The sequence below is a fragment of the Sphingomonas sp. genome (assembly GCF_025362505.1).
Lineage (GTDB): Bacteria > Pseudomonadota > Alphaproteobacteria > Sphingomonadales > Sphingomonadaceae > Sphingomicrobium.
Genome location: NZ_JANYGG010000092.1, coordinates 1 through 12,689, shown reverse-complemented (window position 1 = coordinate 12,689; position 12,689 = coordinate 1). Strand labels below are relative to the sequence as shown.

General features: G+C 64.2%; 11 protein-coding genes and 1 pseudogene. 10 read left to right on the top strand and 2 right to left on the bottom strand.

The window, feature by feature from the left end; genetic code table 11:
• Positions 1-13: 13 nt before the first annotated feature.
• Positions 14-1,633 (bottom strand): GMC family oxidoreductase N-terminal domain-containing protein, encoded by a 1,620-nt coding sequence (locus Q0R27_RS09130; protein WP_293943562.1) that lies wholly within the window; start codon positions 1,631-1,633, stop codon positions 14-16.
• A 152-nt stretch (positions 1,634-1,785) separates the two neighbouring features.
• On the opposite strand from Q0R27_RS09130, the gene Q0R27_RS09125 reads away from it, so the two are divergent.
• The 10 genes from Q0R27_RS09125 (at position 1,786) to Q0R27_RS09080 (ending at position 11,917) form a co-directional block, all read left to right on the top strand.
• Entirely contained in the window at positions 1,786-2,178 is a 393-nt protein-coding gene (locus Q0R27_RS09125; RefSeq protein ID WP_293943561.1) for an OB-fold domain-containing protein, read from the top strand.
• Positions 2,175-3,320: a thiolase family protein gene (locus tag Q0R27_RS09120; protein ID WP_293943560.1), complete on the top strand. Its 1,146-nt coding sequence runs from the start codon at positions 2,175-2,177 to the stop codon at positions 3,318-3,320. The genes Q0R27_RS09125 and Q0R27_RS09120 overlap by 4 nt, the downstream gene beginning before the upstream one ends.
• Before the next feature lies 1 nt (position 3,321).
• Positions 3,322-4,542, top strand: coding sequence for an acyl-CoA dehydrogenase family protein (locus Q0R27_RS09115; RefSeq protein ID WP_293943558.1), 1,221 nt, complete (start codon positions 3,322-3,324; stop codon positions 4,540-4,542).
• Positions 4,543-4,575: 33 nt separating this feature from the next.
• On the top strand, positions 4,576-5,547 hold the full coding sequence (locus Q0R27_RS09110; protein WP_293943557.1) for a thiamine pyrophosphate-dependent dehydrogenase E1 component subunit alpha: 972 nt from the start codon (positions 4,576-4,578) through the stop codon (positions 5,545-5,547).
• Between the two features lie 16 nt (positions 5,548-5,563).
• Positions 5,564-6,574 (top strand): alpha-ketoacid dehydrogenase subunit beta, encoded by a 1,011-nt coding sequence (locus tag Q0R27_RS09105; protein WP_293943556.1) that lies wholly within the window; start codon positions 5,564-5,566, stop codon positions 6,572-6,574.
• Positions 6,575-6,584: 10 nt separating this feature from the next.
• Positions 6,585-7,988 carry a 2-oxo acid dehydrogenase subunit E2 gene (locus tag Q0R27_RS09100; protein WP_293943554.1) on the top strand — a complete coding sequence of 468 codons (1,404 nt, stop codon included), beginning with the start codon at positions 6,585-6,587 and terminating at the stop codon, positions 7,986-7,988.
• A complete protein-coding gene (locus Q0R27_RS09095) occupies positions 7,985-9,148 on the top strand; it encodes an acyl-CoA dehydrogenase family protein (RefSeq protein ID WP_293943552.1) in 1,164 nt (387 codons plus the stop codon). The genes Q0R27_RS09100 and Q0R27_RS09095 overlap by 4 nt, the downstream gene beginning before the upstream one ends.
• Positions 9,141-9,920, top strand: coding sequence for an enoyl-CoA hydratase-related protein (locus Q0R27_RS09090; RefSeq protein WP_293943551.1), 780 nt, complete (start codon positions 9,141-9,143; stop codon positions 9,918-9,920). The genes Q0R27_RS09095 and Q0R27_RS09090 overlap by 8 nt, the downstream gene beginning before the upstream one ends.
• A gap of 356 nt (positions 9,921-10,276) precedes the next feature.
• Positions 10,277-11,278, top strand: coding sequence for an NADP-dependent oxidoreductase (locus Q0R27_RS09085; protein ID WP_293943550.1), 1,002 nt, complete (start codon positions 10,277-10,279; stop codon positions 11,276-11,278).
• A gap of 462 nt (positions 11,279-11,740) precedes the next feature.
• Entirely contained in the window at positions 11,741-11,917 is a 177-nt protein-coding gene (locus Q0R27_RS09080; protein ID WP_293943548.1) for a hypothetical protein, read from the top strand.
• Positions 11,918-12,283: 366 nt separating this feature from the next.
• Here the strand turns inward: Q0R27_RS09080 and Q0R27_RS09075 are convergent.
• Positions 12,284-12,689, bottom strand: a pseudogene (locus Q0R27_RS09075) (hypothetical protein); the annotation flags it as partial.

Genomic DNA, 12,689 nt, shown 5'->3' with positions numbered 1-12,689 from the left:
CCGCGATCAGGATCTAGTGTCGATCGGTGAGGATCAATTCCGCCGCGCGCAGCCCGAGCGCCATCGCCGGGGCGTTGGTGTTTCCGGTGACCGCGCCGGGCATGACCGAACAATCCGCCACCCGCAGCCTTTCGACGCCGTTGACGCGGAGACGCGGGTCGACAACCGCACGATTGTCATAGCCGATGCGGCAGGTGCCGACTGCGTGCAGCCCGCTGCTCGACAGGCGGCGGAAGGCGGCGAGGATATCCTCATCGCTTTCGACCTTCGCTCCCGGCAGAACTTCCTCGCCGACGAGGTTGCCTAGTGGCGCCGCCGCCATGTAGCGCCGCATTGCCCGCACCATCGCCACCGCCGTCGCGCAATCTTGGTCTGTCGACAGCCAGTTTGGGCGGATGTCAGGCGCATCACTGATCGATCTCCCGGTGACGTGCACCGAACCGCGGCTAGTCGGGCGCAGCATCGATCCATAAATGGTGACCCCAGGGCGCGGATCGATCTTGTCGAGCGGGACCGGGTTGTTGTCGTCGCCGACCGCGAACGTGTAGCCGCCAAGGTAAAGCTGGACGTCGGGGCGTCGGTCGGGATTGGCGACATTGAGGAACGCCCCTACCTCAAATGGGCCGGTCGCCATGATCCCGCCCCGGGTCAACGCCCAGCGGGCCATCGCCGCGATCAGCCCTAGCCCGGCGAAGCTGCGCTGGGTCCCTTGCCCGCTGGTCAGCCGGAACGGCATCGACAGCGACAGATGCTCAATCATCCCCTCGCCCACGTCAGGCGATTGGACCAGCGGCACGATGCCCGCCGCCGACAGTTTGTCGGTATCGCCAATGCCCGATCGCTGGAGGAGAAACGGGCTTTCGATGGCGCCGCCGCTGACGATGACCTCGCAAGCGCAGTCGAACCGCTGCCGCTCGCCCGCGACCGTCACCTCGACCCCGGTCGCGCGGCGATTGTCGAACAGGATACGCTCGGCCAGCGCGTGGGTGACGATCGCCAGGTTAGGCCGGCGACGGGCGCGGTGGAGGAAGGTGCTGGCCGCGCTTTGCCGTTCACCGCGTCGGATATTGTGACTGTAGAAGCCAACCCGCGGACCGGTCGAGCCGTTGAGGTCGTCGACCCGCTTGAGGCCGGTCGCTTCGCCCGCCTCGATCATCCGGTCGGCCAGCGGATAGCGGTAGATCGCCGGATCGATGTGAACCGGGCCACCGCTGCCGCGCGTCGCGCTGGCGCCGGCGGCATGGTCTTCGAGTGCGAGATACGCCTCGGTCATGCTGGCGCCGTTCCAGCCGGTCGCCCCGGCCGCCTCCCACGCATCATAGTCGGCCGGTTCGCCGCGACTCCAGATCATGCCGTTGACCGCTGACGACCCGCCCAGCCCCTTGCCGCGAATCCATACTTCGTTCGACGGCTGGCCGGGTTCGCGCGGCTGCGCCACTGGATAGGCCCAGATGTGGGCCGGGTTGGTGACCAGCTTGGCCACCCCCTTAGGCAGCCGCACCCAGAAACCGTCATTGTCGCCGCCCGCTTCGAGCAGCAGCACCTGAGAACGACCGTCGGCGCTCAGCCGCTCGGCCAACACGCACCCGGCCGAGCCCGCGCCGATAATGATGTAGTCATAGCGTTTCGCCATCGATCGCTCCCGTCGGCCGATATGCATCGCACAAGGCTGACCCACCCCTACCCTAGCGTTTTTCAGAGTCCGCAAAGTCGCCGGACTAGGGCTTAAGGGTCTCAGCGTCGGGGCGGATCACCGTTCGGCATGGAGGATGCAGCAGCACCGCGATGAAGGCAATTTCCAAAGGCCTGTTCACCGATGAATCGCCGCCGCGCCTAGTTGGCGGGCGTCATCGCGAGTCGGGCCGGATCGTGTTTCCGTTTCCGGGTAGCGAGGATTTCGACCTCGTGCCGCTGGGCCGCGATGGCAGCTTATGGTCGTGGACGGTGCAGCGCTATCGCCCCAAATCGCCGCCCTATGCCGGGCCTGACGACTTTGTGCCGTGGATCGTCGGCTATGTGGAACTGCCCGGCGAAACTATCGTCGAGGCGCGGATCGACGGCGTATCGGCTGAATCGCTGTCAATCGGCATGCCGCTAACGCTGACCGCAGTGCCGCTTGATCCGGCCTTCCCAGACCAGCGGATGATCCCGGCATTCCGCCCTGCGAGGCGGTCATGAGCGACGTCTGCATTATCGGCATCGGCATCCATCCGTTCGGGCGCACCGAAGGGCGATCGGGCATCGACCAGGGCGTGTTCGCGGTGCGGGCGGCGCTGGCCGACGCCGGGATCGAGTGGCCGCACGTCCAATTCGCCTATGGCGCGTCCGACGCCGCCGGCAACCCCGACACGATGATCGACCGGCTGGGCCTGACCGGAGTCCAGTTCATCAACGTCCGCAACGGCTGTGCGGCGGGTGGATCGGCCCTATTCTCGGCACAGATGGCGATCAAGTCCGGCGAGTATGACATCGGGCTGGCGGTGGGCTTCGACAAGCATCCTCGTGGCGCGTTTAACGCTATGCCCGCCGACTATGGCCTGCCCGACTGGTATGGCGAGGCCGGCTACATGATCACCACGCAATTCTTTGCGGCCAAGATCACGCGCTACATGCACCTACACGGCATCAGCCCGGCCAGTCTGGGCCGGGTTGCCGAAAAAGCGTTTCGTAATGCGGTCCATGCACCGCACGCGTGGCGGCGCGAGACGGTGCCGCTTGCAACGATCATGGACGCGCCGCTGGTCAGCGATCCGTACACCAAATATATGTTTTGCTCACCCGCCGAAGGCGGTGTCGCGCTGGTGCTGGCGTCCGAGAAAAAGGCGCGCGAACTGGGGCGGCCGCTGGTGCGGCTGAAGGCAGTGACGATGCGCACCCGCCCGCCCGGATCGTTCGAGGTGTTCGCCCCGTCGATCGACGTGATCCGTGGCGGGTCGGCGACCACCCTTGCCAGCAAGGCCGCCTTCGACTCGGCCGGGATCAGTCCCAAGGATATTGCCGTCGCCCAGTTGCAGGATACCGAGGCCGGGGCGGAGATCATGCATCTTGCCGAAAACGGGTTCTGCCGCGATGGCGAGCAAGAACAATGGCTGGCCGAAGGCCGAACCGAAATTCACGGCTCATTGCCGATCAACACCGATGGCGGCTGCCTTGCCTGCGGAGAGCCGATTGGCGCGTCGGGGCTTCGGCAGGTGTATGAGAATGTAGTCCAGCTTCGCGGCGACGGCGGTGGGCGGCAGGTCCCCGGCACCCCGAAAACCGCCTACAGCCATGTCTATGGCGCGCCCGGCGTATCCGCCGTCACCATAATGGAGCGCTGACATGGATATCGACCTGTCCCCGGCCGAGACCGCGTTCCGCGACGAGGTTCGCGCCTTTCTCGAGCATAACCTGCCCGAACGCATTCGCACCGGCGCGGCGGCATCGCCGACGGTGTTTGTCGAACCCGACATTGGCGAAAGCTGGAACGCGGTTCTCAATCGCCAAGGCTGGCTCGCCTATCAGTGGCCGCAGGCGCATGGTGGCACTGGGTGGACCCCGGTCGAGCGTTACATTTTCGAAAAGGAATGCGCGCTGGCGGGCGCGCCTAACCTGACTGTGCTCGGGCTGAAACTGGTCGCGCCGGTAATCTACAGCTTTGGCAGCGACGCGCAGAAAGCATATTATCTGCCCCGAATCCTGTCGGGCGAGGATTACTGGTGCCAGGGATTTTCAGAGCCCGGCAGCGGCTCGGACCTCGCCTCGCTGCAATGCCGTGCGGTGCGGGTCAGCGATTCCGCGGGCGACCGATACATCGTCAACGGGTCGAAGATCTGGACCACCCACGCGCATCTCGCCAACCGCATGTTCTGCTTGGTCCGCACCGACAATGGCGAGCGCAAGCAGCGGGGCATCAGCTTCCTGCTGATCGACCTGAAACAACCGGGCATCAGCATCCGCCCGATCCTGACGCTGGCCGGCGACCATGAGGTCAACCAGGTGTTCCTCGCGGATGTCGAAGTGGCGGCAAGCGACCTTGTCGGGGCCGAGGGCGATGGCTGGCGAATCGCCAAGTTCCTGCTCGAGAACGAGCGCGGGGGGTCATGCCACGCACCCAAGCTGGGTTATGACCTTGACCAAGTGATCGCCGACGCCGCCGACCAGCCCGATGGCCGTGGCGGGAAACTGGCCGACCAGCCACAGTGGCGGCGTCGCATAGCCGCAATACACCTGCGCGTGCAGGCGCTGGAAATGATTGAGCTGAAGATCCTGGCCGATATCGCCAAGGGTCGCCCGGCCGGACCGGAGACGTCGCTTATCAAGCTGCTGGCATCGAATCTGCGGCAGGACATCGACCTGGCCGCGGTCGACCTGTTCGGCGCGGTTGGCCTCCAACTTGAGGAAGCGCGGCCGCTTTATGGCGAAAACGCCCCGTTGCCAATACATTCTCGCGCCGCCCAGGTCGCCACTCCGCGTTATCTCAACAGCCGCGCATGGACGATTTTTGGCGGGACGAACGAAATTCAATCAAACATCATTGCCAAGACGGTGCTGGGCCTGTGAATGTCCGGCAGGTCTCGAAGGGACAGTAGAGCGATGCAGTTAGACCGTGACGCGCTGACGCGCGCTTATCGCCAGATGAAGACAATCCGCGAGTTCGAGGAACGGCTTCATACCGAGATCCAGACCGGCGAGATCGCCGGCTTTACGCATCTCTACTGCGGTCAGGAAGCAGTCGCGGTAGGGGTCTGCGAGCAGCTCGGCGCCGAGGACAAGATCGTTTCGACCCACCGCGGCCATGGCCATTGCCTTGCCAAGGGATGCGACGTGACCGGCATGATGATGGAGATTTGGGGCAGCCGCGAAGGACTGTGCAAGGGCAAGGGCGGGTCGATGCACATTGCCGATGTCGATAAAGGCATGCTCGGTGCCAATGGCATCGTCGGCGCCGGCGCACCGATTGCAGTCGGCGCCGCGCTGTCGGCCAAGATCGACGGCAAGGGAAAGGTCGCGATCGCCTTTTCGGGCGACGGTGCCTGCAACCAGGGCACGACATTCGAAGCGATGAACTTCGCCGTCGTCACCCACGCCCCGTGCATATTCGTGTTCGAGAATAACCATTATTCCGAACATACCGGGTTCGAATACGCCGTTGGAACGGCGAAGGACATCGCCAGCCGGGCCGAAGCCTTCGGGATGAAGGTGTGGCGCGCCGACGGGACCGATTTCTTCGCCGTCACCGACACCATGCGCGAAGTGCTCGATCATGTCCGCGGTGGCGGCGGACCAGCGGCGGTCGAATTCGATACCGAGCGCTTCTTCGGCCATTTCGAGGGCGACCCGCAACGCTATCGCGGCGAAGGAGAGCTCGACCGGATCCGCGCGACGCGCGATTGCATCAAGAATTTCCGCGCCCATATCGCGCAGTCGAAGTTGCTCGACGCAGGCGACCTGGACGCGATCGACGATGCCGTCATGGCAACGATCGAGCAGGCCGTCACCGACGCCCGCGCCGCCGCGCGCCCGACCTCCGAAGATGTCCTCACCGACGTCTACATCAGCTACTGACGGCAGGAAAAAAGTTATGCCCATCATGATGTACCGCGACGCCGTCCTGTCGACGATCGCCGAGGAAATGGCGCGCGACCCCAATGTCGTCGTGCTCGGCGAGGATCTCGTCGGCGGGATGGGCACGGCGGGAGGGCCGGAGGCGATCGGCGGGATCTGGTCGACGTCGGTCGGGCTGTTCGAGAAATTCGGCAAGGACCGGGTGATCGACACGCCGATTTCGGAAAGCGCGATCATCGGTGCCGCCTCAGGCCTCGCGTTGGCCGGCAAGCGCCCGATCGCCGAGCTGATGTTCGCCGACTTCATCGGCGTCTCGCTCGACCAGCTGTGGAACCAGATGGGCAAGTTCCGCTACATGTTCGGCGGCAAGACGACCTGCCCCGCGGTCGTTCGGATGGCCTATGGCGCGGGTTACAATGCCGCTGCGCAGCACAGCCAGTCGGTTCATCAGATCCTGACTGGAATGCCCGGCCTGAAGGTTGTGATTCCGTCGACCCCGGCCGACGTGAAGGGCTTGCTGCGCACTGCGATCCGCGACGACGACCCGGTCATTTTCCTTGAGCACAAGGCACTCTATGGAATGAGCGGCGAAGTGCCCGACGGCGACTACACTATTCCGTTCGGCCACGCCCGCTTATCGCGCGCCGGTGACGACGTTACGATCGTGTCGTCGGGATTGCTGCTCGGTTTCTGTGAGATGGTCGCCGACAAGCTCGCCGCCGAGGGGATCGGCTGCGACGTGATCGATCTGCGCACAACTAGCCCGCTTGACGAGGAAGCAATCCTCGATTCGGTCGAGGTAACGGGGCGGCTAGTGGTTGTTGACGAGACCCCGCCGCGCTGCGGCCTCGCCGGTGACATTTGTGCGCTGGTCGCCGAGAAAGCGTTTGCCAGCCTCAAGGCGCCGCCGATGTCGGTCACACCGCCGCACACCCCGATCCCGTTCGCGCGCGAACTCGAAACGGCCTACCTCCCCTCGGTCGATAAGATCGAGGCGGCGGTGCGCAAGTCGCTGTCGTGGCGCTGAGGAGGCGAGCATGACCGACATTCGCCCCTTCTGCATGCCCAAGTGGGGCATCGAAATGACCGAAGGCACGATCGCCGAATGGATGATCGATGAAGGCCAGGCGTTCACCCGCGGTCAGACCTTGTGCCTGATCGAAACCGCCAAGATCACCAACGAGGTCGAGGCCGAGTTCGACTTGGTCCTGCGCCGACGACTGGTCGAAGCGGGGAGCGAAGCGCACCCGGTCGGGACGTTGCTGGGCATATTTGGCGACGCCGGAGCAAGCGATGCCGAGATTGATGCGTTCATTGCAGCGTTCCGCCCGGCGAATACGGCGGTCACGGCGCAACCGGCGGACAAACCCGCGCCTGCCGATGTGCCCGCCGACGCCCCTGCCAAGATCAACACCAATCGCGCGATCAGCCGCGAGGCGCTCAGGCTGGCCGAGGCCGAAGGCGTCGACATCGACCCGATCAGCGGGTCGGGTCGCAATGGCCGGATCACGCATCAGGACGTCGTACGCGCGCTGCGAGGGCCGGCCAGCCCGGCGCTGCGCGGTCCGGCGGTGCTGCCCGACGGGGAAGTCGCGATCTATGCCTCACCGCTGGCGCGGCGGCTGGCGGCGATGCACGGGATCGACTTGTCGAGCCTGACCGGAACCGGCCCGCGCGGGCGGATTGCCAAGGCCGACGTGCTGGCCCGAGCCCGAATCATCGCGCATGCCAGAGAAGCGTCGATTGACGCCGGCCACAATCCCCCGACGATCGAGCCAATGGACAAGATCCGCAAGCTGGTTGCGCGCAAAGTCACCGAAACCAAACGCGACGTTCCCCATTTCTATTTGCGCATGACGGTCGACATCGACGCGCTGCTGGCGCTGCGCAAGACCGCCAACCTCGTGCTCGGGACCAAGGCCTCGCTCAACGATTATCTAGTTCGCGCGGTGGCGCTGGCGCTGGTGCGCCACCCCGGTGTCAATATCCAGGTCCACGGCGACAATATCCATCGCTTTGCCCGCGCCGATGTGGCGATCGCGGTGGCCGCGCCATCGGGGCTGGTGATGCCCGTGATCAGGTCGGCCGACCTGATGCGGATCGACCAGATCGCTGCGGCGTCGCGCGCATTGATCGACAAGGCTGGCACCGGCCGGCTGTCTTATGCAGACATGGACGGCGGCACTTTCTCAATCTCCAACCTCGGCATGTTCGGGATCGACCAGTTCGACGCGATCATCAACGCTCCACAAGGGGCGATCCTGGCGATCGGCGCCGCCGCGCGTGCCCCGATGGAGCGCGCCGACAACTCGCTTGGCTTCGCCACCCGACTGGCACTATCGTTGTCGGTCGATCATCGCGCCATCGACGGGGCTGCGGCGGCGAGGTTCATGGCGACGCTGCGCGAACTGATCGAAAGCCCTGAGGCGTTGTTTGCGTGAGCGCGCGCGCCATAGCGCTGGCGGCCAGGGTCGAAGCCTTCGTCCGTCAGACTGTCGTCCCTTACGAGGCCGATTCACGACGCGGGGCGCACGGGCCGTCGGCAGGGCTGGTCGCCGAACTGCGTGATAAAGCCCGTGCTGCCGGGCTGATGACCCCGCACATCCTCGACAATGGCGGCCACCTCAGCCAGCGCGAGACTGCACTGGTGCTGCGCGCGTCGGGCCTATCGCCACTGGGTCCAGTCGCGCTCAACACCATGGCCCCCGATGAGGGGAATATGTACTTACTCGGCAAGGTCGCGAACGAGGCGCAGAAAGCGCGCTTCCTCGCGCCGCTAGTCAGCGGCGAGGCACGTTCGGCCTTCTTCATGACCGAACCCGCAGCCGAGGGTGGCGCCGGGTCCGATCCGTCGATGATGCAGACAAGGGCGGTGCGCGACGGCAATGGCTGGCGGATCGACGGACGCAAGACATTCATCACCGGCGCCGACGGAGCCAGTGTCGGGATCGTCATGGCCATGGCCGACGAGGGTGCGTGCCTGTTCCTGGTCGACCTGCCCGAGCCGGCAATCCGTATCGAACGGGTGCTCGACACAATCGATTCGTCGATGCCGGGCGGGCATTCCCTAGTGGCAATCGAGGGATTGCGAGTCCCTGGCGAGCAGATGCTCGGCGCGGCCGGAGACGGGTTCCGGCTGGCGCAGGTGCGATTGAGCCCGGCGCGGCTGTCGCATTGCATGCGCTGGCTGGGCGGCTGTATCCGAGCCAATGGCATCGCCAGCGACTATGCCAACCGCCGTCATGCCTTCGGCAAGCCACTGGTCGATCATGAAGGCGTCGGTTTCATGCTGGCCGAGAATTTGATCGACCTGAAACAGGCCGAGCTGATGATCGACTGGTGCGCCGACGTGCTCGATGGCGGCTCGCTCGGAACGATCGAGAGCTCGATGACCAAAGTGGCGGTGTCGGAGGCGCTGATGCGGGTCGCCGACCGCGCGGTCCAGGTGATGGGGGGCAGCGGGGTCAGCGGCGACACCATCGTCGAACAGATGTTCCGCGAAATCCGTGCCTTTCGCATCTATGACGGCCCGACCGAGGTCCACAAATGGAGCTTGGCCAAGAAGATCAGACGCGACTGGAAAGCGGCGCAGGGTGAGTGAGGGCGTCGAATTCCGTATGCGTGATGGCATCGCCCGCATCCGGCTGGACCGTCCAGCGCAGGGTAATGCGCTGGACCTCGCCGCCGCCGTGGCGCTCGGCGCGGCGGCGGCGAGGGTGGCAAAGGACCAGTCCGTGCGTTGTGTCCTGCTGATCGGGACCGGGCGGTTCTTTTGCACCGGTGGCGACGTCGCAAGTTTCGCCGCCGCCGCCGATCGCGGGGTGTTCGTCAAGGATCTCGCCAAGGCGGTCCACCGCGCGGTGATAACGCTCGCGACGATGTCCAAACCGCTGCTGGTCGCGGTTAACGGCCCGGCGGCGGGGGCGGGGTTCGGGCTAGCGCTGCTTGGCGATCTGGTGATTGCCAGCGACGTCGCCCATTTCACCAGCGGGTATAGTGCGATCGGCCTCACTCCCGATGCCGGACTGAGCTGGAGCCTACCTCGTCTTGCCGGGCTGCGCCGCGCGCAAGAGATTATAATCACTAATCAGCGGGTCGGCGCCGCCGAAGCGGCAGATATCGGGCTGGTCACGCGGGCTGTCCCTGCGGCAAACTTTGATGCCGAAATCGACCGGACGATTGCGATGCTAATGGCCGCGCCGACCGGCGCCCTCGGTACGATCCGCGCGCTGCTCGCCGCCTCAGCCACCACCAGTCTCGCTCTCCAACTCGACGCCGAAGCCGTTAGTATCGGTCGCGCCGCGGACAGCGATGAGGGCCGCGAGGGCGTCGATGCTTTCCTAACGAAGCGGTCACCGAGCTTTAACAAGTAACGAGGTCGGATAGTGACAGCCGGGTACACTCCGAGCGCATATCCTAACCACCTACCGTAGGGAGTTGCTATGTGTACGGCCTACATCGTCGAAGCACCGCACACCGCTGGCGCGCGGCGCGGCGGGGCGCTGCGCAATTGGCATCCGGCCGACCGAGGCGCAGCAGTGTTGAACGCGCTGATGACGCGTAGCGGAATTGACCGCCGTATGAAGTGTCGAGGGCATGCGATCGCGCTGTTCGAGACGATTGAACTTATCTTGAGCAAGGTGAGTATGCCCACCCGCCATCGCGGCCGGCAGCCTTGTTCGAGATGCCTTTCCGCCGACCATTCTTTCCATCGACAGGCCTTTGCAGCATGACCAAAACCCGCCAATGGCACCTCGCCGCCCACCCGCGCGCGCGCCCGATCGACGATGGCGACTTGTTGCTCGAAACCGTCGAGATCGGCGAACCCGCGCCCGGGCAGATGCTGCTCAAAACCCGCTGGCTAGGGTTCGACCCGGCGCAGAAGGGGTGGATGGAGAATATTGCCGATTATGTCGCGCCGATGGTGATCGGCGATGTCATGCGGGGTTCGGGGGTCACTGAAGTCGTCGCGTCAAACGACGGCAAATATCCGGTCGGGCAACTTCTTATCGGGTCGACCGGATGGAGCGAATATATCATCGACGATGGGGCGGAACTCGAGCCCGTCGAGCCATCGCTGTCCCCCACCGCGATGCTCTCGATTCTTGGCACGACCGGGATGACGGCATGGTGCGGATTATTCAAGATCGGGCAGCCGATCGTTGGCGATACAGTTCTGGTATCGGGCGCGGCGGGAGCGACGGGGTCGATCGTTGGCCAGCTTGCCCGGCTCGCCGGTTGCCGAGTAATTGGCATCGCTGGAGGCAAGGAGAAATGCGACTGGCTGGTTGAGGAAGCAGGTTATAACGCGGCGATCGATTACAAGGCCGGCGACCTTCGCACACGGCTCAAGGAATTTGTGCCCAAGGGGGCCGACGTAATTTTCGACAATGTTGGCGGCAAGATCCTGAACGACATGCTTGGCCAAATCGCGACCGGAGCGCGGGTCGTCATCTGCGGCGGGATTTCGCGCTATGAGACGGGGACGTTGCCCGCGGGACCGCAGAATTACTTCAACCTCGTCTTTCGCCGCGCGTCGATGACCGGGTTCATCGTGCTCGACTGGGCCGCCGAATTCCCTTCGATCAGGAAACGCATGGCCGACCTCGTCCACGCCGGGCGGCTTGTCTATCGCGAGGACGTGCAGCACGGCTTCGAGAACGCGCCCGCGACGCTCCAGCGCCTGTTCAGCGGGAGCAACCGGGGCAAACAGATACTTGCAGTCGCGTGACCGCTTCGCGAGGACACGATCGCGCGCGGATGGAGGTCCCCAAGCGCGACGCCGTCGCGCCTTATGAGGACGATCCGCGGTGTGGGCGCATGGCCCGAGCGACGGGCTGAATCGCGTTCTACGTCGTGTTCACGGTGCCGGCGGAAGCCGCATAGATTGCCTTCCATAACAGGGCCGTCGTCTATGCGATCCTGTTCGACGCAGTGGCGGCCACGCGGGTGCGCACTTCACCTTTGCGCTGGTTGAACTGGCGTCGTGGCGTAATCCGGAGACGGGTGACATCAACTTGAAGACCCACTCAGGCGATTTCGCCAACGCATGCGAAGTTGGGGTCTATGGCGGTAGCCGCAAGACCTTTCAGCTCTGGAAGTCTATGCGTTTTCAGCACCGGACGGCGCAGGTGGGAATCGATCCGCCCGAACAGGCTTCGACCTCAATTATGGGCCGGTCGAAGATTTGGAGTTGACCGTCACCCTGCCTTTCGGCTTCGAGCGGGCAAGCGGATCGAGCCGCTGCGACCTGGCCGATGCCAAATATCGTTTCTACAAGGATGAAAAGCAGCACCGATCGGTTGCTATATTTCCTCGCGTAATTCTGCCAACCGGCCGCAAGAGCATGACCACCGGACGAACCCGGTAGCTACTCCCTGTCTGAGGTCAGCAGGATATCGGCAAATGGTCGATTTTCGGAGGGGGAGGCAATGTGTTAAATCCCGGCAGGACCAGCGCAACTTCTGGCAGGAAGGCCCGGCGGTCACGCGCTATTAGGGCGCGGTGTCACTGTCGGCGGCGAACTAACTCATCAGGGGCCCGATGCAGACGATGCCTAGCCCATCACTCCCCTTGGTCTCGGATCGATCGTTCAAATCCACGGGCCTTATTTCCTCCTCCTGTCCGCTGGACCAACCTTCACGCGCTCTCAATCAGGATTTCACGCCTACTCCGCACTTGGCATCGCACTTTAAATGTTGCGTGAAGAATCGATGCGTTTGGCACCTGCGCCCTGTCAGCGGGGCTCCCCCTGCGAATTTGACTCGAGACGACCGAACCCCCGATCGACGCCACTATTCGTGAGGTAGGCAACCAGTCCAATGATGATAATCCGGAAGAAGCCACTCACTGACATGGTCGCGAAGCCCAGGCCACCATCCTCGTGAGCCGGGGTAAGGTAGTCGCCCATCGAAGCGCCGAGTGGTCTGGTGAGGATATACGCCGCCCAGAAAGCAAATACGGGATTGAGGATCTTGGCGTAGTAGCCAAGCGTGATCAGTGTGTCAAACGGCGTCCAAAAGGGACCCCCGATCGGCGTCCAAAAGGGACCCCCGTGGCGGAAGGTGTAGGTCGATCGAGTGGTGCGCTTTTCGCCCTGCTTGCGGCGTAGGGAGGGCGTAGCCCGACCGGAGGCGCAAGCA

Bases quoted from the DNA above. Each gene is read 5' to 3' on its own strand.
- Q0R27_RS09130 (WP_293943562.1), bottom strand. From the start codon at position 1,633: ATGGCGAAACGCTATGACTACATCATTATCGGCGCGGGCTCGGCCGGG.
- Q0R27_RS09125 (WP_293943561.1), top strand. From the start codon at position 1,786: ATGAAGGCAATTTCCAAAGGCCTGTTCACCGATGAATCGCCGCCGCGC.
- Q0R27_RS09120 (WP_293943560.1), top strand. From the start codon at position 2,175: ATGAGCGACGTCTGCATTATCGGCATCGGCATCCATCCGTTCGGGCGC.
- Q0R27_RS09115 (WP_293943558.1), top strand. From the start codon at position 3,322: ATGGATATCGACCTGTCCCCGGCCGAGACCGCGTTCCGCGACGAGGTT.
- Q0R27_RS09110 (WP_293943557.1), top strand. From the start codon at position 4,576: ATGCAGTTAGACCGTGACGCGCTGACGCGCGCTTATCGCCAGATGAAG.
- Q0R27_RS09105 (WP_293943556.1), top strand. From the start codon at position 5,564: ATGCCCATCATGATGTACCGCGACGCCGTCCTGTCGACGATCGCCGAG.
- Q0R27_RS09100 (WP_293943554.1), top strand. From the start codon at position 6,585: ATGACCGACATTCGCCCCTTCTGCATGCCCAAGTGGGGCATCGAAATG.
- Q0R27_RS09085 (WP_293943550.1), top strand. From the start codon at position 10,277: ATGACCAAAACCCGCCAATGGCACCTCGCCGCCCACCCGCGCGCGCGC.